This is a genomic window from Rhizobium indigoferae (assembly GCF_034554815.1).
Classification (GTDB): domain Bacteria; phylum Pseudomonadota; class Alphaproteobacteria; order Rhizobiales; family Rhizobiaceae; genus Rhizobium; species Rhizobium leguminosarum.
Map to the genome: position 1 here is coordinate 932,761 of NZ_CP140635.1, position 19,658 is coordinate 952,418.

Below are 19,658 nucleotides of genomic sequence, written 5' to 3' on the forward strand. Positions count from 1 at the left end.
CTACTCTCATCTTTAAGTGGGCGTTGTCAACATGTGGCGTGCCCGTTCCGCCTACTATTTCGGCGCTATACGAGCACGCGATCGGCGCCTACGGACGCTACAACAAAAAAGGTACATTGATGGCCGCTCAACATCCCGTCATAAACAAGAGGCACCGCATAGCGGAGCGTCCGCCATTCGAGCGTATCGCGCTGTTGTTGCAAGGCGGGGGGGCGCTCGGCTCATATCAGGCCGGCGTCTATCAAGCACTGGCCGAAGCCGGTCTGCATCCTGACTGGGTCGCCGGCATCTCCATCGGTGCCATCAACAGCGCTCTGATCGCCGGCAATCCGCCTGAAAGACGAGTGGAGGCGCTCAGGAGCTTCTGGGAGACGGTAACCGCCCCGGCTCACGGGTTTCCCACTCTGTTTTCGGCAATGCTAGGGGCGATGGGGCTCCAGGGTGATTTCGCGCGTGGCCTGCTCAATCAGGCACATGCCTTCGCCACCCTTATGGACGGCGCCGCGGGCTTCTTCAGGCCCCGTCCGGTGCCACCTTTCTTTTCATCCGCCGGCAGCATCGAGGCGGAAAGCTTCTACGACGTCGCACCGCTGAAGGCGACGCTGGAACGGCTGGTGGACTTCGACCGCATCAATACAGGGGCCATGCGTTTCAGCGTCGGCGCCGTCAACGTACGCACCGGCAACTTCGAGTATTTCGATACCACGACCCACGATATCCGCCCCGAACATATCATGGCGAGCGGCTCCCTGCCGCCTGGCTTCCCGGCGACGAGGATCGACGGCGAGTGTTACTGGGACGGCGGCCTCATATCGAACACGCCGCTGCAATGGGTCCTCGATAACGCGCCGCGCCAGGACACCCTGGCCTTTCAAGTCGATCTCTGGAGCGCGAGTGGCGAGTTCCCGCGTGACCTTCTCGGAATCGAACTGCGGCAGAAGGATATCCGCTTCTCGAGCCGCACGCGCGCGGCGACCGACCATTTCAAGACGCAGCAGCGGCTGCGCCGCGCACTCGGCCATCTGGTCGAACTCGTCCCGCAGGACGCTCTGCTGCAAGCCGATCCGGAGATCAAGCTGCTCGTCGATCAGGCCGACGAGAAGGTCTACAACATCGTCCAACTCATATATCGCGCCAAGAAATACGAAGCGAGCTCCAAGGATTACGAGTTCTCCCGGCTGACGATGGAGGAGCACTGGGCCTCCGGCTACAACGACGCCCTTCAAACATTGCGCCACCCCGAGGTGCTGCAGCGGCCCGGCACGCCGGACGGCGTCGCCATTTTCGACTTCGATTGAGATTTCACCCAAAGAGAAGAGCACGACCATGAAGATCGCCGCAGTCCGCGAAAATGCCTTCGCGATGCCGCTCAACAATCCGGCCTATCCGAGGCCACCCTACAAGTTCTACAACCGCGAATTTGTCGTCATCAACTACCGGACCGATCCGGAGGCCCTGCGCGCCGTCGTGCCGGAGCCGCTGGAAGTGATCGGCGACACCGTCGCCTATGAATTCATCCGCATGCCGGATTCGACCGGCTTCGGGGACTATACGGAAACCGGGCAGGTCATTCCGGTGCGCTTCACGACGCCATCGGGCAAGGTGCAGGAAGGCAGCTACGTGCATGCCATGTACCTTGACGACAGCTCTCCGATCGCCGGCGGCCGTGAGATCTGGGGCTTTCCGAAGAAGCTGGCAACGCCGAAACTGTCGCACGAGCAGGAGACGCTCGTCGGAACGCTGCACTATGGCTCGGTTCTCTGCGTCAGGGCGACCATGGGCTACAAGCATCGCGAATTCCCGCTGGAGCCGCTGGCCAAGGCAATGGCGAAGCCCGCCTTCATGTTGAAGATCATCCCGCACGTAGACGGTTCGCCCCGGATTTGCGAACTCGTGCGCTACTATCTCGAGGATGTGACCCTGAAGGGCGCATGGGCCGGCCCGGCAGCCCTGCAATTGTTCGAACACGCGATGTGCGATGTCGCGCGGCTGCCCGTGCGGGAGGTCACGTCGGCCAGCCATTACATCGCCGACCTGACGCTCGGCCTCGGCGAGGTCGTGTTCGACTACCTCCAAAACGACTGATCTCCCGCAACTGAAAGGAACTATCCATGTCTCGATTTGATGGAAGAGTGGCGATTGTCACCGGAGCCGCGAGCGGCATCGGCAAGGAGATCGCGCTTCGCTTCGCAGCCGAAGGCGGCATTCCCGTGATCGCCGACCTCAATCTTGACGCCGCGAACGCAACGGCCGCCGAGGTCAAAAGCAAGGGCGGCGATGCATTCGCGGTGGCGATGAACGTCGCCGACGAAGAGCAGGTGGAAAAGGCCGTTGTCGAGGTGATCGCCAGGTTCGGCAAGATCGACGTGCTGGTCAGCAATGCTGGCATCCAGATCGTCAAGCCGCTGGTCGACTTTCCCTTTGCCGACTGGAGAAAGCTGCTTTCGATCCATCTCGACGGCGCCTTTCTGACCACTCGCGCCTGCCTCAAACACATGTATGCCGCCGATTATGGCCGGGTGATCTACATGGGGTCCGTGCACTCCAAGGAAGCCTCGAAGCTGAAGGGGCCCTATGTCACGGCCAAGCACGGACTGATCGGACTGGCCAAGGTACTGGCAAAGGAGGGAGCCGAGCACAACGTCACGGCCAACGTGGTCTGTCCCGGCTTCGTGCGCACGCCGCTCGTCGACAAACAGATCCCCGAGCAGGCACGCGAGCTCGGCATCAGCGAGGAGCAGGTGGTCAAGGCGGTGATGCTCAAGGATACGGTCGACGGCGAGTTTACCAGCACCGATGATGTGGCCGACGCTGTTCTCTATTTCGCGGCGGCCAAGTCCAATGCCGTGACGGGTCAGTCGCTGGTCGTGAGCCACGGCTGGTTCATGCAGTAGGATCGATTGCGGACAGACGGACGACACCCTTTGCGGCGCCGTGCGACAGAAACGCTCCAACACCCCTGACCAACTCTACCTCGCGACGAGCCGCAGTAGGCTCGCGCTATCTGGATTAATATCAAAGGAAATGAACATGGAAGTCTGTAATGGTTTGCGGCGGGCCCTCGCGAAGGCCCGGCGACCTTCGGTGGCAACGAACCGCTCTGTCGACGGCGTAAGCGTGCGTGGAGTGACTGCGATACTGGGGAATGTCGGGCAGACTGCCGCGTTCGGCATTCTTGTGGGATTCGCCACACTGCCGACAGCCCGCGCGGATGAACCGACACCTCCGTTCAAGCCAGCGATCAGCGACGAGGCCGCGACCGCCGTTTCGCAGATGGGAAAGACGCTGCACGCCAGGGACCTGTCGGTCACGGCAAGAACGATCAGCGTCTATCTGGACGAATTCGGACAACCGCTTCACATCTTCCATACGATCAAAATCGCCGCCCGCCGGCCCGATCGGATCGCCGTCGAGTTTATCGGCGATGACGGCAGACACGATCTCTTCTACGACGGCAAGGCGGGCTCGGTCTTCTTTCCCGACAGAAAGAAATACATGACGATCCCCGCGTCGGGCGACATATCGTCCGCGCTCGACGAGATCGCAGACAAGCTGGACCTCGATTTTCCGCTCGGCGTCCTTTTTGCGGGCTCTCCGGACGAAGTGCTGCTGGGCGATGCCATGGCGGCCGAGCAGGTGGGCATGGCTACCATCGACGGGGTCGAGTGCCGGCATCTGCTTTTCTCACAGAAGTCCGGCATCGATGTGGAATTGTGGCTCGAGAAGAATGACGCGGCGACGCCGCATCGCTTGGTCGTCACCTACCCGTTGCTGCAGGGCCAACCAAGCTTTGTTGCCGAATTCACCAGTTGGACGACCGAGCCCCCTCTGTCCGACTCCGAATTCACCTTTGAACCTCCTGCTGATGTGAAAAAGATCGACCCGACACCAGCCGTCGCGTCGGGAACCGAGGGGAGGAAGTGGTGAACCATCTCAAGCGCACCTGCCTTGCTTTTCTCGCTTTAACGGCCATCACATCGGACGTTGCCTTCGGTCAGTTTGCGCCGCCCCCCGGCGGCCCGCCGTCCCTGCCGTCTGGAGGGCCACCGCATCTCCCGTCGGGCGGGCCAAGCGGGGGCCCACGTCCGCAGATAGGCCGCACTCCGCGTCCACCAATGGCGAGCCACCGTCGGCCGCCGGTGAGCGCTCAGAACCGCCCTCCGGCGAACCCACGTACTCGTATGCCAGGTGTCGGCGGCGCAAGGGGGCGATTGGCGGAAGGGCCTGGCCGCGGGGGGAGTAACGCGTCTGGAAATATCCGCAACACGCTGAACTCGGGCGGTAACATCAACGGGAACCGCACCTTCATGAACTCCGGCGGCAACATCGCCGCAAAGGACTCGGGCAATGTCACCGTCAACAATTCCGGCGATGTCAAAGTCTCCGGCAACGGCAACGGATACTTTGGCCGTGGATACTATGGTCGTGGAGACCACGGCGTCGGCGACTACGGTGACGGAGAGTATGGCGGTGGGGATTATGGTCGTGGATACTATCGCCGCGGAGCCTATGTTCTGGGCGGGTATGCGGCAGGCGTCGTCACCGGTGCGGCAGCCGCCTCCAGCACCGGCGGAACGACATATTCTTCCGACGGATACCAGTCTGGATCCACAACAGGTTCCTCTGGCACAGCGTCCTCGGGTTCGTCCCACCGCACCTCTTCGGGTTCTGCCGACGCGTCGTCGTCGGGTTCGTCCCAGGCGGGCTCTTCAGGTTCGTCTCACGCCAGGTCTTCAGGCTCATCTGGCGGGGAATATGCGAGCTCTTCCGATCAGAGCCGCTCCGACCGGCCCGTTGGCAGCGGAGAGGGTGGGTCGAACCAGAGCGGCGGCAATGGCAGGTCCCAGTCTGTCAATCCGCTGATTGCCGGCCTGTTTGAGAGCCTGCCACCGGAGGGCACGGCATGGTCATCGGAAGATGCGGTCGGTTGGCTTCAGGCTGCGGCCGCCAATCTACGGATCGTCTATAAGATCCAGGGAAACATCACGGTCACGGGCGAAGTCCCGCCGTCGGATGACAATCGCGTTCCTAGCGGCAATTAGATTCAGCTCAGCATGGGAAGAGGCAAAGGCCGGATACGTCGCACGACGTATCCGGCCTTTGCCAGCATCGAATACTGCACAGCTCCGTCCGCTCTGACGCACCTCGCCAAATCAGGCCATTCGTTTCGAACGCCGCAGAAGCCCGTTCATAACGAGGTTAATGTGCGCCTCCATAAGCGCCCTGCCGTCGATCGGCTTTCGATCGGCAAGCATGAGATGCCAGACGGCAATCTGAAAAATCGAACTCGCGAGCACGTCAGGCGTATCGGTGGCCGTATCATGTCTCAACTCTCCCGATTTCACGCCTTCCTCGACCAAGGCCGTGAGGGCTGCAAGCGTCGGTGCGATGAATAGCTCATGACGGCAATCGACCATTTCGGGAAGACGAGTTCCTTCGGCGACGGACAAGCGCAGGAGTTCTCTCGTCTTTCGGTCGTTGGCCGTATTTTCATAAGCGATAAGCAGCAGGTCGCGGATCCTATCGGCGCAGGATCCCCGAAGGCTGCCGATGGCGGTCGACAGGTCTGCGGATGACGTCGACGCGTGACGAAACATCTCCTGGAAAAGAACATCCTTGGTCGGGAAATAGAGGTAGACCGTTCCCTTTGTTATCCGCAGTCGGGTTGCGACATCTTCAACTCGGGTTGCCGCATAACCTTTTGCCGCAAACTCCTCGAACGCGGCCTCCAGTATTTCATGGGGACGCCGCGCCTTCCGTTCCGCCCGCGATGTCTTTTTAATAACTCGGTCGATCATCCAATTGGAATTGTTCGGCTGTCCGGCGGCTAACCGCATCTGCTTCACCTATGCCCATGTTGCGTGTGTCAACATTTTCTGACGGAGATGTTGACAGCGTCTACTTTAGCTATTAAGTGGGCGTTGTCAACATTGGGCGATGGCCTGTTAGGAGCAAAAAATGCAGTCCTTTCGATTGCTGGGAATTGGTCTCGCCTGCGCAGTCCTGGCTGCCTGCGAAGAGAAAGCTGAAGTTGCGCCGCCGCCGCAGCAGGTCCGCGTCGTCGCGGCAGCCGAGGCTCAGTATCAGCCGGGTGCGGAAATCACCGGCGAGGTGAAGGCGAGGGTCCAGACCGAACTCTCCTTTCGCGTCAGTGGCCGGGTTCTTGAGAGAAGGGTCGACGTCGGGTCGCATGTCCGCGCCGGCGACGTCCTCGCCCGGCTCAACGACACGGAACAGCAGGCGGACGTCAGCGTCGCCCGTGCCGCGCTGGCGTCGGCGCAGGCCGTCGTTGCGCAGAAGACGCTCGCCTTCGACCGGGCGAAGTCACTCCTGCAGTCGCAGGCCGTTCCGAGGGCGGTCTTTGATGATGCCCAGAAGGAGCTGCTGAGCGCACAGGCTTCCGTCGAGGCCGCCGAGGCCGCGCTCGCGACGGCAGAGGACGCTCTGACCTACACCGAGCTGAAGGCCGCCGCAGACGGCATCATCACGGCGCGCAGCATCGAAGCCGGGCAGGTGGTGTCAGCAGCTCAGTCGGCCTTCACGCTCGCCCATGACGGGCCACGAGACGCAGTGTTCGACGTCTTCGAGGCGTTCTTTCTGGATGGCCGGCCGCTGAACGACGTCGAGGTCGCACCGGTCTCCGACCTTGCGAGCGACGTCCACGCCAGCATTCGCGAGGTCTCTCCCGTCATAGACGCGAAGGCAGGCACGATCCGGATCAAGGTGGGACTGCAGGACGGCGCGCCATGGCCGCTCGGAACGCCTGTCGTGGGCAAGCTGCGCGCCTCGCCGCGCGACGGAATCGTGCTGCCCTATACCGCGATCGCATCAGCCGGGGGCGAACCTGCCGTGTGGCTCGTCAACACTCAAAACCAATCCGTTTCGCTCCGTAAGATCTCGGTCGACCGATATCGCCAAAGCGATTTCGTCGTCACCGGCGGCGTCGCCGCACAAGACTTGATCGTCACCGAAGGCGGAAAGTTCCTCAAGGAAGGCCAGGCTGTCGCCTGGGAAGGCAAGTGAGATGACCCTCAATCGCATATGTACCTCTCTCCCGCTTCTTCTGTCAGTGTCGCTGCTTGCAGGTTGCGATCAGAGCTCCGTCGCAGGGGAGGAGACGGTCCCCCGTCCTGTCAAAGTCGTCATGGCCGCGGCCGAACAGGACAAAATCGTAAGTTTGCCCGGCGTGGTGCGAGCCCGCATCGAGACCGACCTGGCGTTTCGGACGCTGGGGCGAATGGTGTCTCGCAAGGTCGATGTCGGTGACCTTGTGCACAAGGGCGATGTCCTGGCGGAAATCGATCCGCTCACTCTGCAGCTCGCGGTCACGAGCGCGGAGGCCGAACTCCGCAACGCTCAGGCGCAGTTGGAGAACGCAGCGACGACGGAAACGCGCAAGCGAAGGCTCGTCCAAAGCAATGCGGCGAGCGTTGCCGATCACGATCTTGCCGACCAGCAGCTCAAATCGGCTATTGCCAATGCTGCGAAAGCGACGGCGAGCCTTGCGAAGGCGCGCGAGCAGCTAGGCTACGCCGAGCTGAAAGCCGAGTTCGATGGCGTCGTGACCGCCACGTCCGCAGAAATGGGCCAGACCGTTTCGGCCGGCCAACCGGTCTTGAAACTGGCACGCCTCGAGCAGCGCGACGTGGTCGTCGACGTGCCGGAAGCGCAGTTCAGTCGCATTCGCCTGGGCGACCGCTTCAACGTCGCCCTCCAGCTCGACGGCAGGATCCAGGCGACTGGCGTGGTCCGCGAGATCGCACCGCAGGCCGATCCCAATACCCGCACCTATCGGCTGAAAATCGGGATCGATCAGGCGCAGGACATCTTCCGCCTTGGCGCCGTGGTCACTGCGACGCCGCTTGTCGGAGAAGGGAAGCAGGCGATCACGCTGCCGCTCTCTGCCATTCGCCATGAAGGCGGTACCAGCCAGGTATGGGTGGTAGATCGCTCGACAGCCACTGTCGCTGCGAGAGCGGTTGAACTGGAAGGTCCGGCGTCCGCCCCCCGTTCCGTCCTGGTTCAAGCGGGCCTGCGGGAAGGGGAAGAGATCGTCATCGCCGGAGTCGATGAACTCACCGATGGACAGAAAGTGCAACTCGGACAGGAGCCACGCCCGTGAACAAATTCAACCTTTCTGACTGGGCGCTCGAGCATCGTTCTCTCGTCTGGTACTTCATGATCATGTTCGCGGCGGCGGGCGCCTTTGCCTATCTCGGGCTCGGCCGCGAGGAGGATCCGTCCTTCACGATCAAGACGATGGTGATCCAGGCCCAGTGGCCAGGTGCCTCTGCCCAGGAGGTGACGCAGCAGGTTACCGACCGCATCGAAAAGAAGCTCCAGGAACTCGACAAACTGGAACATACCCGCAGCATTACGACTGCCGGTCAAACGATCGTCTTCGTCGATTTGCTGCCGGATACGAACGCACGGGACGTAAAGCCCACCTGGTCGCGCGTCCGCAACTTGATTGACGATATCAAGCACGAATTCCCCCAAGGCGTGGTCGGCCCCTTCTTCGATGACCAGTTCGGCGACGTCTATGGCAATATCTTTGCCTTCACGGCGGACGGCCTCAGTCAGAGAGAACTGCGCGATTTCGCAGAGGGTGCCCGAACGCAGATCCTCAACATCCCCGACGTCGGCAAGGTCGACATCGTCGGTGCGCAGGACGAGGTGATCTACCTCGAGTTCTCCACCCGCAAGATCGCCGCTCTCGGCATCGACCGCTCCGCCATCATTGCCACGCTCCAGGCGCAGAACGCCGTAACCCAGTCCGGATTTGTCGAAACCGGACCGGAGCGGGTCGCTTTGCGGGTCGGCGGGCGGTTCATCTCCGAGGACACCTTGCGTGGGATCAATCTTCGAGTAAACGACCGCTTCTTCCCGCTGACGGACGTCGCCACCATCACCCGCGGCTATGTCGACCCGCCGACGTCGCTGTTCCGCTTCAACGGAAAGCCTGCCCTCGGGCTCGCGATCGGCATGAAGACGGGCGGCAATGTGCTTGCCTTCGGCGAAGCGCTTGACAAGACGATGAACAAAATCACCCAGGAGCTTCCGGTCGGCGTCTCCGTCGAACAGGTATCCGACCAACCGAAGGTGGTTGAGGAGGCAGTCGGCGGCTTTACGAAAGCTCTGTTCGAGGCAGTCGCGATCGTGCTCGCGATCAGCTTCATCAGTCTGGGGATGAGGGCCGGCCTGGTGGTGGCAATCGCGATCCCGCTCGTTCTCGCCATCACGTTCATGGTCATGTTCTACACCGGCATATCGCTGCAGCGCATCTCGCTTGGAGCGCTGATCATCGCGCTCGGCCTCCTCGTCGACGACGCCATGATCGCCGTCGAGATGATGGTTGCACGGCTGGAAGCGGGCGACAGTCTCACGAAGGCCGCCACCTACGTCTACACATCGACTGCGTTTCCCATGTTGACCGGCACTCTGGTTACGGTCGCGGGCTTCATCCCCGTCGCTTTCAACAAGAGCAACGCCGGCGAGTTCACCTTCACGCTCTTTGTCGTCATTGCGGTTTCGCTCGTCGTTTCATGGGTGGTCGCGGTCGTGTTCACGCCCCTGATCGGGGTGACCATTTTACCAAAGACAATGAAGAAGCACGCTGAGCACAAGGGTCGGTTTGCGAAGGCGTTTTCGAACGTGCTGCAATTCTGCCTACACTGGCGCTGGATGACGATCATCGCAACAGTCCTTCTCTTCGCTGGATCAATCGTTGGCCTGTCGATGGTGCAACAGCAATTCTTCCCGAGCTCTGACCGTCCGGAACTGATCGTCGACTGGAACCTGCCGCAGAACAGCTCGATCGCTGAAACGAGCCGCCAGATGGCCCAGTTCGAGCATGAGATGCTGACTGACAACCCTGGCATCGAGCATTGGTCGACATACGTTGGCAGGGGTGCGCCGCGCTTCGTTCTTTCCTTCGACGTGCAGCCGGCTGACGTTTCTTTCGGCCAGACGGTCATTGTCACCAAGGGACTGGACGTCAGGGACAAGCTGAAGCAGCAGATGGAAACCTACCTTCAGAAGACGTTTCCGGGAACGGACGCTTACGTGAAGCTTCTGGACATCGGGCCTCCGGTTGGCAAGCCGATCCAGTACCGTGTGTCCGGCGAAAATCTGCAGACGGTGCGCGACCTGGCACAGAAGCTGGGCTCGATTGTCGGCACTTATCCTTCCCTCAGGAACATTGCCTTCGACTGGAACGAGCCGGCCCGTGTCGTGAAGATAGACGTGTTGCAGGACAAGGCCAGACAGCTCGGCGTCTCGTCCCAGGACATCGCAATGGCGCTCAACACTGTCGTACAAGGAAATGCCGTAACGCAGGTCCGGGACGACATCTATCTGGTCGATGTCATCGGCCGTGCCGCGGCAAAGGAGCGCGGCTCGATCGACACCCTGCTTGACCTGCAACTGCAGAGCAGCAGCGGTCAATCTGTCCCGCTGTCATCGGTCGCAACCTTCCACTACGAGCTCGAACAGCCGACAATCTGGCGCCGCGACAGAATTCCGACCATCACGATCAAGGCCGGGATCGGCGATGCGACGCAGCCGGCGACGGTGGTGAAGGCACTCTCCGACAAGGTTTCGGCTTTCGAAAAGACGATGCCGGCCGGGTATTCGGTCAAGATCGGCGGCGCGGTCGAGGAAAGCGCCAAGTCGCAAGGTCCGATCGCGAAGGTGGCGCCGGCTATGTTCGTCATCATGGCGACGCTGCTGATGATCCAGCTTCAGAGCTTCCACAGGCTGTTCCTGGTCTTCTCGGTGGCGCCGCTGGCTCTCATCGGCGTCGTCGTGGCACTGCTCGCCAGCAACTCGCCGCTTGGGTTCGTCGCACTCCTGGGTGTGCTCGCGCTGGTCGGAATCCTCATCCGCAACTCCGTGATCCTGATTGTGCAGATCGAGGAACTGCGTGCAGAGGGAATGTCGGCATGGAAGGCGGTGGTGGAGGCGACCGAACACCGCATGCGGCCGATCATGCTCACTGCCGCGGCCGCGACTCTGGCCCTGATCCCGATCTCGCATGAGATTTTCTGGGGTCCGATGGCTTACGCGATGATGGGTGGGATCGTCGTCGGAACGGCGCTGACGCTTCTCTTCCTGCCGGCGCTTTACGTCGCCTGGTTCCGGATTCCTCGCGAAGCCGAGCAGCACTGAGATGACCACATCCCTCTCACTCCCTGGGCGCATCGCCCAGGGTCTCACCAGCTTTGGGTTTGGATTCGGCAAGGCGACCGCTGCCCGCGTGGGTCGAGCTGTCCTGGTCTTTGTGGCCCTGTCACTCGTTACATCGGGTTGCGCCAACCGGGTGCAGGATGTCCTGCAGCCTCTCGCCGTGGCCCCGGCCGGCACGAGCCGGGTCACCATGCTCGTCGCCACGACACGCAAGCCTTCGGAGGATCCCGGCAAACTCTTTTCCGGCGACCGCGGGACGGCGATTTCCCTTAACAGCGTCGACGTATCCATCCCGCCCGATCGGAATCGCAAGATCGGAGAGGTGCAGTGGCCGTCCCGCATGCCGCCCAACCCGCAAAAGCAGTTTGCGGTCACGCAGGTTGCCAAGGTGCAATCCGAGGGCCAGGCGTTCGACTGGTACCGGAAGAATCGAAACACCAAGCATCAGGTCATCATTTTCGTGCATGGCTTCAACAACACCTACGCCGATGCTGTCTTCCGCTTCGCGCAGATCGTCCATGACTCGGGAACTGACGCCGCACCGATCCTCTTCACCTGGCCATCAAGGGGCCGTGTCTTCGACTACCTCTACGACAAGGAGAGCGCCAACTATTCGCGTCGCGCTCTGGAGGATCTGATCCTGCAGGCTGTGAAAAGTCCCGATGTCTCCGATGTGACGATCCTCGCCCATTCCATGGGCGGCTGGCTTGCGGCCGAGGCGCTGCGCGGCGTCGCCATGCGCGAGAAATCAATCCCGACGAAGGTGAAGAACGTCGTTCTCGCATCGCCGGACATCGACATCGACGTGTTCCGTCGCCAGTTCACCGAGATGGGGCCGAAGCGGCCGCACTTTGTGATCCTGACATCGACACGTGACAAAGCACTGGAGATGTCGAGCTGGCTATCGGGTGGCGTCAGCCGCGTCGGCGGGTCCGATCTCAGGCCCTATGCGCCTCTTCTCGACCAACTCGGCGTTTCCGTTATCGACACCAGCGCCATCGCGACGAACGATCCGCTCGGCCACAATGCCTTCGCCGACAGTCCTGAGATCGTGCGCCTGCTCGGGAGGCGGCTGGCAGGGCAGAGTCTCGAGGGCGGAAAGGCAAGCGTTGCCGATGAGATCGGGATGACAGCGGCCAATTTCGCCGGCACGGCAGCGCGCGTAGCGGTTGCGGCTCCAGTCGCGGTGATCAGCCCGGAGGCGCGAGAAATCCTGAAGCGGGAACTCTCCTCGAATGGGGGAAAGATGGTGGATGGTCAGATTGCGTACTGATCGTCAGCCGCCTCGATCAGAGCGGTCTGAGACCCGTCCAGCATGCTGACTAGATAGGATTGGAAAATGGAAGTTGGCACGACTGTAAAAAACCAGCCGCGAGCTGATTACATCTCCTCGATCGTCGAAGCCGGCACGGCAGCGTGCCGGCTGTACGGGCCCACGAAAACAAACGTCGTCGATATCGCGCGACTGCTGGGGAAGTCGCCGGCGAGTGTGTACAAAATCTTCCCCTCCAAGGCGGCGATTTGGGATGCCATCGCCGGGAATTTTTTCGAAACTGACCTCCGGTTCACTCCGTCTGCCGACGGCGAGCTCACCAGTGCGGCGAGCCGCCTGAAAGAAACCGCGCTCGGACAACACCGCCTGATGCTGCAGGCACGTCACGGCGACGGCCAGATGTTCGACCTCGTTGTTCTCGCCGCAGAGGGCAATTGGCCATCATTCAGAGACCATCTGAAACGACTTGAGGCGCATGTGAGGGAGCTCGTTTGCGCCGGCATCGCGACTGAAGAGTTCGTTCCGAGGAATGTTGACGCGGCCGCATCCTGCTTTTGCGCCTCAATCATCTCCTTATGGGACCCCAGAATTATTGGCGCCCTGCCTTGGAGCCACTGTGAGCTATCAGCTCATGAACTCGCTTCCTTTGCAGTTGCAGCTCTCCGGCCAAGTTCCCCAGGCGTGGAGAGCATGGCCGCGGAATGACGCCCCCAGATGCGGCCGCTAGGCCGCGAGGATGGTGATCCCGTAGGCGTTGGCGGCTGTCGTCATGCGGGCGATGGTTTCGGCCGAAGGGCTGGCCTTCGGTGGCTCGGTCGTGCCTTCCGCTTCGATAAACTCGGCCATGTCTCGATCGACGACCGCGGAAAAGACCACGGGAACGGTTCCTCGGTTGGAATAGCCGTGCACCATGAAGGGTGGGATGGTGACGATGTCGCCGGCGCTGGCTTCGATCTCTTCGGGGCCGCTGTCGCTCAGGCGCCAGATCGTCAGGCGTCCCTCGATGATGCGGAACACTTCCGGGCTCGGATGCGCATGTTTCGGCGTCCGGCTGCCTGATGGCACGGTGACGTCGAAGATATTGAGCCAAGCTCCGCTGATTCTAAGCCGCCGCTCGACCCGGTCGCCGAGGACGAAAAACCGCTTTGCCTCGTCGCTCGCAGGCATTTTCACAAATGAGTTGGACATCATGTCTCTTTCTTTTTCTTACAGGGCTTCTTCTTATGGGCTTTTTCTTGCGGGCGCAGCCGTTAGACTTTGCGACGCCTTTGACAACCCGCCCTGTTGTTGGGGGTAACATCGCCGAACGCTTTCAAAGAAACGCGCTACATCGGTCGAAGCGATGAACAAACGGCTCCGTTGCCAGGGGTTCAGCGCCGCTCGCGCGCCACTGCGTCGCGAGACTGTCGGGGCCGATATCGGTACTTCGGGGCGTTTCCGCAAGGGCCGCCAATGCCGCATCAGCTATGCGGAAATGACTGAGGCCGGAGAGTTCGAAAGGCTCGGCGCCTGTAATACCGCCGACACAGAAGGAGCGCATAGAACGCGGCGGCCGTTCTTAGCCGTTCTTTGGGGGCAGTCATTCCACGCCGTCCCGGCATTCACATTGATCAATTCACATTGATGGAGCGCATCCATGTCTACTCTTCCCGTCGTCGGCGCCGCCATGACGCTCGATGAAGTCGAACTTCACCGTGACTGGCTGTTCGAAAAGTCCCGCGATCTCGAATTGCAGAGCTTCGTCGATGCCGAGATTCTGAACGGCGACTGGGCGCCGCGCGCCGCCCGCGCCAGAAGGCTTCTCGACGGTCATGACGGCCGCCTCGGCATTCACGGCCCGTTCTGGGGCTTCACCATCGCCTCGGAAGATCCCGATATCCGCGCCATTGTCACCCGGCGTCTGCTGCAGGGGCTCGATGTCTGCGCCGCCATCGGCGCGACCCAAATGGTCATCCACAGCCCCTATACGTCCTGGTCCTACAACAATCTCGACGACAATGCCGGCGCCCGCGAGGCCTTGGTCGAGCGTACGCACATGACCCTGCGCGACGCCGTCAGGCGCGCCGAGGATATCGGCTGCACCATGGTCATCGAGAACATCGAGGACAAGGATCCGCATATTCGCGTGGCGCTTGCCGAGAGCTTTAACTCGCCCGCCGTCGCCGTCTCGATCGATACCGGCCATGCCCATTATGCCCATGGCTATACCGGTGCTCCGCCGGTCGATTATTACGTCAAGGCCGCCGGCAATCGCCTGCAGCATGTCCATCTGCAGGATGCAGACGGATATGCCGATCGCCATTGGAGCCTCGGTGAGGGCTCGATCCACTGGCACGCCGTCTTTAGGGCCCTTGCCAAGCTCGAAAGCAATCCGCGCCTCATCATCGAGATCAAGGATAAGTCGAAGATCCCGGCTTCATCAGCTTTTCTCGCCTCGATCGGCGTAGCTCAGTAGGGTCTGTTGCTCGTCCCGCCCTCCCTCATTCCCGTGCTGGCCACGGGCGGGGAGGGTGGAATTCCCTCATGAAAACCGGGTAATCACGCTGATCCCCGTGGCCTCAGCTTTGTCGAGCGCCATCAGCGCCGGCACGGCCTCCTCGAGGCTGACCCGCCGTCCGATCAGCTTCTGCGGCGCGATCTTGCCGGCCGAAAGCATCGACAGCATGGCGTCGTAACGCCAGGCCTGCATGCCGTGGCTGCCGTAGATTTCCAGCTCGTGGCCGATCACCTGCGCCATTGGAATCTGCGGCGTTGCGTGTTCACCGAGCATCAGCCCCACCTGTACATGCCGTCCACGCCGACGCAGATTCTTGATCGAGTTGAAGCAGGTGACAGGATGGCCGAGCGCATCGATCGAGACATGCGCGCCGCCCTTGGTGATTTCGCGCACCGCTTCCGCTACGTCGGCGACGCCTGACACATTGACCGTCGCCACCGCCCCGCAATCCCGCGCAAAGGCAAGCTTCTCCTCGGAAATGTCGATGCCGATCGCATTCGCCCCGAGTGCGGTGGCGATCATGATCGCCGACAGGCCGACGCCGCCGCAGCCATGCACGGCGATCCATTCGCCGGGCCCGGTGCGCGCCTGGTCGGCAACGGCGCGAAACGAAGTGGCGAAGCGGCAGCCGAGGCTTGCCGCCGTCGCATCGTCGATCGTGTCGGGCAGGTGCACCAGATTGGTGTCGGCATAATCGATCGCCACATATTCGGCGAACGACCCCCAATGGGTGAAGCCCGGCTGGAACTGGTTCGGGCAGACCTGCTGGTTGCCGGAATGGCATTCGCTGCAATGGCCGCAGCCGGAAACGAAGGGCACGGTCACCCGGTCGCCGACCTTGAAGCGCATCACGCCGCGGCCGGTGGCGACGATCCGCCCGGCAAGCTCGTGTCCCGGCACATGCGGCAGGCGGATATCCGGGTCGTGGCCCATCCAGCCGTGCCAGTCGCTACGGCAGAGCCCGCTGGCCCCGACCGCTATGAGGACGCCGTCCTCGGTTGGCGTCGGATCGGGCAGGGTGCGGATTTCGGGGGCCTGTTCGAAGGCTTCGTAGAACATGGCTTTCATCGGCGTCTTCCCTTGCTGTCTATCCGCGATTGCGCGCATGATGACATGCAGCAGTTAGCCATTCCAACATTCCATTCCATCATTTTTGCTGATGCACCCATCGATGAAGCCGCCGTGCTGCGCACGAATATTGCGGCCTGCCGCCATTCCCCGGCATTTTCTTGCTTCCGCGTTTCCGCTCGGGATTTGTCCTTGACCCGGCTTGCCGCGGCGGTTTTTCCTTCTCCGGCTTCAGGAGGAAACCATCATGGCCGTCGATACAACACCCCGTTCAACCACCTGGACTCATGTCGATGGAGAATGGCTCCCCGGCAATCCGCCGCTGATCGGGCCGACTTCGCACGCTATGTGGCTGGGCTCGACGGTCTTCGACGGCGCCCGCTGGTTCGACGGCATCGCGCCGGATCTCGACCTGCACTGCCAGCGCATCAACCGCTCGGCGCTCGCCATGGGCCTGAAGCCGGTAAAATCAGCCGAGGAGATTGCCACACTCGCCTGGGAAGGCGTTGCGAAATTCGACGGTGCGACGGCAATCTATATCAAGCCGATGTATTGGGGCGAACACGGTTCGCCCGGCAGCGTCGTCGCCGTCGACGGGGAATCGACCCGCTTCGCGCTCTGCCTGTTCGAGGCGCCGATGGGCGGCCATGGCGGCACCAGCCTCACCGTCTCGCCCTATCGCCGCCCCTCGCCGGAAACCGCGATGACCGAGGCGAAAACCGGCTCGCTCTATCCAAACAGCGGCCGCATGATCGCCGAAGCGCGCAGCCGCGGTTTCGACAATGCGTTGGTGCGCGACTTGAACGGCAATGTCGTCGAGACCGCTTCCTCGAACATCTTCATGGTCAGGGACGGCGTGGTGATGACGCCCGCCGCCAACCGCACCTTCCTCGCCGGCATCACTCGCGCCCGCGTCATCGGCCTGCTGCGCCACGCCGGTTTCGACGTGCACGAAGCAACGCTCTCCGTCGAGGATTTCCTTGCAGCCGACGAGATCTTCACCACCGGCAACTATTCCAAAGTCGTCAGCGTCACCCGCCTCGACGACCGCGATTTCCAGGAAGGCCCGGTCACCCGCAAGGCGCTGGAACTTTACATGGACTGGGCCTACGGCCGCAGCGAAAGCGAGGAGTGAGCCACGATCCCGCGAAGCGGGAGCAATCGATCCAGTGAATCGATTGCAGTGGCGAACGCCCGAAGCGCAAGCGCAGGGCCGGCGCGGTCCCGCGAAGCAGCAGCCAGTCTGCCCCTCACGTCATCCACTTCCGATGCTCCGCAAATCTCTCCGCCAAGAGATCGATGAACAGCCGCACCTTGGTCGGCAAATGGCTGCGGTTGGGATAGACGGCGTTGATGTTGAACTCGATCGGCCGGTAGTCCGGCATGATCTTCACCAGCCGCCCTTCGGCGATGTCGTCGAACACCACGAAACTCGGCGCCAGGAAGATGCCCCGCCCGGTCAGCGTCAGGAAGCGCAGCATCTCGGCACTGTTGGAGACGACATTGCCGCTGATCTTGACGCTCTCCTTTTTGCCCTCGCCATCCTCGAAGCGCCATTCGTCGCCATAGGGGTAATAGGCATATTGCAGGCAATTGTGATCGGCGACCTCGGCCGGCGTCTTCGGCATCGGACGGCTCTCGAAATAGGCCGGCGAGCAGACGAGCATATGGCGCCAGGGCGTCAGCTTGCGCGCGACAAGCGACGAATCCGGCGGCAGTACGGTGCGCATCACCAGATCGTAGCCATCCTCGATCATGTCGACCATCCGCTCGCCGACGCTGAAATCGAGTGAGATCGAGGGATAGAGCTCCATAAATTCGCTGACGACAGGCGAGAGGAAACGCACGATGGCGCTGCTGGTATAGACCTTCAACGTGCCGCGCGGCGTCGAACTCAGCGCCCCCGCCGTCCGGTCCGCCTCTTCCAGCTCGGCCAGGATCTGCAAAGAGCGCTCATAGTAATATTTGCCGGTTTCGGTCAGGCTGACCTTGCGCGTCGTGCGGTTGAGCAGCCGCACGCCGAGCCGGTCCTCCAGCGATTGCACGTGGTTGCCGACCATGGTGACGGACATGTTGAGCCGGCGCGCGGCGGCGGAAAAACCACCGCATTCCACCACCCGGCCAAAGACTGTGAGGCTTGTCAGCCGATCCATATTGCCCTCGGATTATCCGCTGAGAGTTGATGATCCTTCCCGATTTAAGCAGATTATCAAAATAAATGTCAGGGTGCATTTTCCTGCGCATCGAACATGGCCTCTCACGGAGGAGGCCAACGGTGAAGGAGAATTGCGATGGTCGAGTTACCCCACAGGCAAGTTTTCGAAAGTGCGAAGCAGGCCGAGCAGATCTTGGCCGAGGAAGCCGCCAGGGCGCCGGCCGCCGAGGCGCCCGCCATGCCTGTCTCTGAAGCGCCGGTCGTCGAAGTACCGGCTGCGGACGCATCAGTCGCGGAAGCGCCCAAAAAGACCGGCCGTCGGATCGTCAAGCGCGCCGTCATTGCCGCCGCGCTGCTTGCCGGCGTCGCTTTCGCGGGCGATTTCGGCTATCGCTACTGGACGGTCGGCCGCTTCATCGAAACCACCGACGATGCCTATGTGAAGGCCGATTACACCACTGTCGCCCCGAAGGTCGCCGGCTATATCAGCCAGGTGCTGGTCAACGACAATGACGCGGTCAAGGCCGGCCAGGTTCTCGCCCGCATCGACGATCGCGACTTCCAGGCTGCACTGTCGCAGGCCAGAGCCGATGTGAAGGCGGCCGAAGCCGCCATCACCAATATCGACGCCCAGATCTCCTTGCAGCAATCGGTGATCGAGCAGGCGAGGGCGACGATCGATGCCTCGCAGGCGTCGTTGGATTTTGCCGTGTCCGATGCCGCCCGCTCGGCCCGCCTGATCACCAACGGCGCCGGCACCCAGTCTCGCGCCGAACAGACCCAGTCGGCCCGTGACCAGGCCGCTGCTGCCGTCGAGCGCGACCGGGCAGCCCTCGTCACGGCTCAGAATAAGGTGCCGGTGCTTCAGACCCAGCGCGAACAGACCGTTGCCCAGCGCGACCGTGCGGCCGCCGCCGCCCACCAAGCAGAGCTCAACCTCTCCTATACGGACATCGTCGCTGCCGTTGACGGCACGGTCGGCGCCCGGTCGATCCGGGTCGGCCAGTATGTCACCTCGGGCACGCAGCTCATGGCCGTCGTGCCGCTGCATGCGGTCTATGTCGTCGCCAATTTCAAGGAAACGCAGCTGACCTATATCAGCCCCGGCCAGTCGGTCGAGATTAAGGTCGACAGCTTTCCCGATATCTCGATCAAGGGACATGTCGACAGCGTTTCGCCGGCAAGCGGCCTGGAATTCTCGCTGCTGCCGCCGGACAATGCCACCGGCAATTTCACCAAGATCGTTCAGCGTATCCCGGTCAAGATCGTCATCGACGACGAAGCGCCGAGCGGGCTGTTGCGCTCGGGCATGTCGGTCGAGCCTGAAATCGATACCAAGGCTGCCCAAACCCGAGCTGCCGAGACCAAGGTTGGCGAGACCAAGCCTGCCCAAGCCTCTGGGGCGGCCGAAGAGGGATTATCCAGCCACGCTGGATGATCCTTCCCTTCTTCGCCCAATGATCCCGATCATTTCCGAA

At 61.8% G+C, this 19,658-nt stretch carries 17 protein-coding genes; 13 read left to right on the top strand and 4 right to left on the bottom strand.

Features of this window, described 5'->3' with window-relative positions; translation table 11 throughout:
* Positions 1-119: 119 nt before the first annotated feature.
* The 5 genes from U5G49_RS04790 (at position 120) to U5G49_RS04810 (ending at position 5,042) form a co-directional block, all read left to right on the top strand.
* Positions 120-1,298 carry a patatin-like phospholipase family protein gene (locus U5G49_RS04790; RefSeq protein WP_112906313.1) on the top strand — a complete coding sequence of 393 codons (1,179 nt, stop codon included), beginning with the start codon at positions 120-122 and terminating at the stop codon, positions 1,296-1,298.
* A 28-nt stretch (positions 1,299-1,326) separates the two neighbouring features.
* The gene (locus tag U5G49_RS04795; protein ID WP_028733823.1) at positions 1,327-2,085 is read left to right on the top strand and encodes an acetoacetate decarboxylase; all 759 of its coding nucleotides are present in this window, start codon (positions 1,327-1,329) and stop codon (positions 2,083-2,085) included.
* 26 nt (positions 2,086-2,111) lie between these two features.
* Positions 2,112-2,894 (top strand): 3-hydroxybutyrate dehydrogenase, encoded by a 783-nt coding sequence (locus U5G49_RS04800; protein WP_193444796.1) that lies wholly within the window; start codon positions 2,112-2,114, stop codon positions 2,892-2,894.
* 136 nt (positions 2,895-3,030) lie between these two features.
* Positions 3,031-3,927 carry a DUF2092 domain-containing protein gene (locus U5G49_RS04805; RefSeq protein ID WP_193444795.1) on the top strand — a complete coding sequence of 299 codons (897 nt, stop codon included), beginning with the start codon at positions 3,031-3,033 and terminating at the stop codon, positions 3,925-3,927.
* Positions 3,928-4,307: 380 nt separating this feature from the next.
* On the top strand, positions 4,308-5,042 hold the full coding sequence (locus tag U5G49_RS04810; RefSeq protein WP_246289037.1) for a hypothetical protein: 735 nt from the start codon (positions 4,308-4,310) through the stop codon (positions 5,040-5,042).
* Between the two features lie 111 nt (positions 5,043-5,153).
* Here the strand turns inward: U5G49_RS04810 and U5G49_RS04815 are convergent, their stop codons facing one another.
* Positions 5,154-5,837, bottom strand: coding sequence for a TetR/AcrR family transcriptional regulator (locus U5G49_RS04815; protein WP_246289034.1), 684 nt, complete (start codon positions 5,835-5,837; stop codon positions 5,154-5,156).
* 121 nt (positions 5,838-5,958) lie between these two features.
* On the opposite strand from U5G49_RS04815, the gene U5G49_RS04820 reads away from it, so the two are divergent.
* The 5 genes from U5G49_RS04820 (at position 5,959) to U5G49_RS04840 (ending at position 13,165) form a co-directional block, all read left to right on the top strand.
* Positions 5,959-7,023, top strand: a complete 1,065-nt coding sequence (locus U5G49_RS04820) for an efflux RND transporter periplasmic adaptor subunit (protein WP_193444794.1) — start codon at positions 5,959-5,961, stop codon at positions 7,021-7,023.
* Between the two features lies 1 nt (position 7,024).
* Positions 7,025-8,122: an efflux RND transporter periplasmic adaptor subunit gene (locus U5G49_RS04825; RefSeq protein ID WP_193444793.1), complete on the top strand. Its 1,098-nt coding sequence runs from the start codon at positions 7,025-7,027 to the stop codon at positions 8,120-8,122.
* Entirely contained in the window at positions 8,119-11,169 is a 3,051-nt protein-coding gene (locus tag U5G49_RS04830) for an efflux RND transporter permease subunit (protein WP_193444792.1), read from the top strand. The genes U5G49_RS04825 and U5G49_RS04830 overlap by 4 nt, the downstream gene beginning before the upstream one ends.
* 1 nt (position 11,170) lies before the next feature.
* Positions 11,171-12,460: an alpha/beta hydrolase gene (locus U5G49_RS04835; protein ID WP_193444791.1), complete on the top strand. Its 1,290-nt coding sequence runs from the start codon at positions 11,171-11,173 to the stop codon at positions 12,458-12,460.
* A gap of 66 nt (positions 12,461-12,526) precedes the next feature.
* Positions 12,527-13,165: a TetR family transcriptional regulator gene (locus U5G49_RS04840; protein WP_193444790.1), complete on the top strand. Its 639-nt coding sequence runs from the start codon at positions 12,527-12,529 to the stop codon at positions 13,163-13,165.
* An 18-nt stretch (positions 13,166-13,183) separates the two neighbouring features.
* Here U5G49_RS04840 and U5G49_RS04845 read toward each other — a convergent pair whose 3' ends face one another.
* Complete coding sequence (locus U5G49_RS04845) at positions 13,184-13,651, bottom strand: cupin domain-containing protein (RefSeq protein WP_193444789.1); 468 nt, start codon at positions 13,649-13,651, stop codon at positions 13,184-13,186.
* A 445-nt stretch (positions 13,652-14,096) separates the two neighbouring features.
* Between U5G49_RS04845 and U5G49_RS04850 the strand changes: the two genes are divergently transcribed.
* The gene (locus tag U5G49_RS04850) at positions 14,097-14,915 is read left to right on the top strand and encodes a sugar phosphate isomerase/epimerase family protein (protein ID WP_193444788.1); all 819 of its coding nucleotides are present in this window, start codon (positions 14,097-14,099) and stop codon (positions 14,913-14,915) included.
* Positions 14,916-14,981: 66 nt separating this feature from the next.
* On the opposite strand, the gene U5G49_RS04855 is transcribed toward U5G49_RS04850, so the two are convergent.
* Positions 14,982-16,025, bottom strand: coding sequence for a zinc-dependent alcohol dehydrogenase family protein (locus U5G49_RS04855; protein ID WP_193444787.1), 1,044 nt, complete (start codon positions 16,023-16,025; stop codon positions 14,982-14,984).
* Between the two features lie 247 nt (positions 16,026-16,272).
* On the opposite strand from U5G49_RS04855, the gene U5G49_RS04860 reads away from it, so the two are divergent.
* On the top strand, positions 16,273-17,160 hold the full coding sequence (locus U5G49_RS04860) for a branched-chain amino acid aminotransferase (protein ID WP_193444786.1): 888 nt from the start codon (positions 16,273-16,275) through the stop codon (positions 17,158-17,160).
* Between the two features lie 115 nt (positions 17,161-17,275).
* On the opposite strand, the gene U5G49_RS04865 is transcribed toward U5G49_RS04860, so the two are convergent.
* Complete coding sequence (locus U5G49_RS04865; RefSeq protein WP_018446283.1) at positions 17,276-18,178, bottom strand: LysR family transcriptional regulator; 903 nt, start codon at positions 18,176-18,178, stop codon at positions 17,276-17,278.
* Positions 18,179-18,316: 138 nt separating this feature from the next.
* Here U5G49_RS04865 and U5G49_RS04870 point away from each other — a divergent pair, with 138 nt between their 5' ends.
* Positions 18,317-19,618: an HlyD family secretion protein gene (locus U5G49_RS04870; protein ID WP_182565369.1), complete on the top strand. Its 1,302-nt coding sequence runs from the start codon at positions 18,317-18,319 to the stop codon at positions 19,616-19,618.
* Positions 19,619-19,658 lie beyond the last annotated feature (40 nt).

Bases quoted from the DNA above. Each gene is read 5' to 3' on its own strand.
- U5G49_RS04815 (WP_246289034.1), bottom strand. From the start codon at position 5,837: ATGCGGTTAGCCGCCGGACAGCCGAACAATTCCAATTGGATGATCGAC.
- U5G49_RS04835 (WP_193444791.1), top strand. From the start codon at position 11,171: ATGACCACATCCCTCTCACTCCCTGGGCGCATCGCCCAGGGTCTCACC.
- U5G49_RS04825 (WP_193444793.1), top strand. From the start codon at position 7,025: ATGACCCTCAATCGCATATGTACCTCTCTCCCGCTTCTTCTGTCAGTG.
- U5G49_RS04795 (WP_028733823.1), top strand. From the start codon at position 1,327: ATGAAGATCGCCGCAGTCCGCGAAAATGCCTTCGCGATGCCGCTCAAC.
- U5G49_RS04860 (WP_193444786.1), top strand. From the start codon at position 16,273: ATGGCCGTCGATACAACACCCCGTTCAACCACCTGGACTCATGTCGAT.
- U5G49_RS04865 (WP_018446283.1), bottom strand. From the start codon at position 18,178: ATGGATCGGCTGACAAGCCTCACAGTCTTTGGCCGGGTGGTGGAATGC.
- U5G49_RS04800 (WP_193444796.1), top strand. From the start codon at position 2,112: ATGTCTCGATTTGATGGAAGAGTGGCGATTGTCACCGGAGCCGCGAGC.
- U5G49_RS04855 (WP_193444787.1), bottom strand. From the start codon at position 16,025: ATGAAAGCCATGTTCTACGAAGCCTTCGAACAGGCCCCCGAAATCCGC.
- U5G49_RS04870 (WP_182565369.1), top strand. From the start codon at position 18,317: ATGGTCGAGTTACCCCACAGGCAAGTTTTCGAAAGTGCGAAGCAGGCC.
- U5G49_RS04850 (WP_193444788.1), top strand. From the start codon at position 14,097: ATGTCTACTCTTCCCGTCGTCGGCGCCGCCATGACGCTCGATGAAGTC.
- U5G49_RS04790 (WP_112906313.1), top strand. From the start codon at position 120: ATGGCCGCTCAACATCCCGTCATAAACAAGAGGCACCGCATAGCGGAG.
- U5G49_RS04845 (WP_193444789.1), bottom strand. From the start codon at position 13,651: ATGATGTCCAACTCATTTGTGAAAATGCCTGCGAGCGACGAGGCAAAG.
- U5G49_RS04820 (WP_193444794.1), top strand. From the start codon at position 5,959: ATGCAGTCCTTTCGATTGCTGGGAATTGGTCTCGCCTGCGCAGTCCTG.
- U5G49_RS04840 (WP_193444790.1), top strand. From the start codon at position 12,527: ATGGAAGTTGGCACGACTGTAAAAAACCAGCCGCGAGCTGATTACATC.
- U5G49_RS04810 (WP_246289037.1), top strand. From the start codon at position 4,308: ATGAACTCCGGCGGCAACATCGCCGCAAAGGACTCGGGCAATGTCACC.
- U5G49_RS04805 (WP_193444795.1), top strand. From the start codon at position 3,031: ATGGAAGTCTGTAATGGTTTGCGGCGGGCCCTCGCGAAGGCCCGGCGA.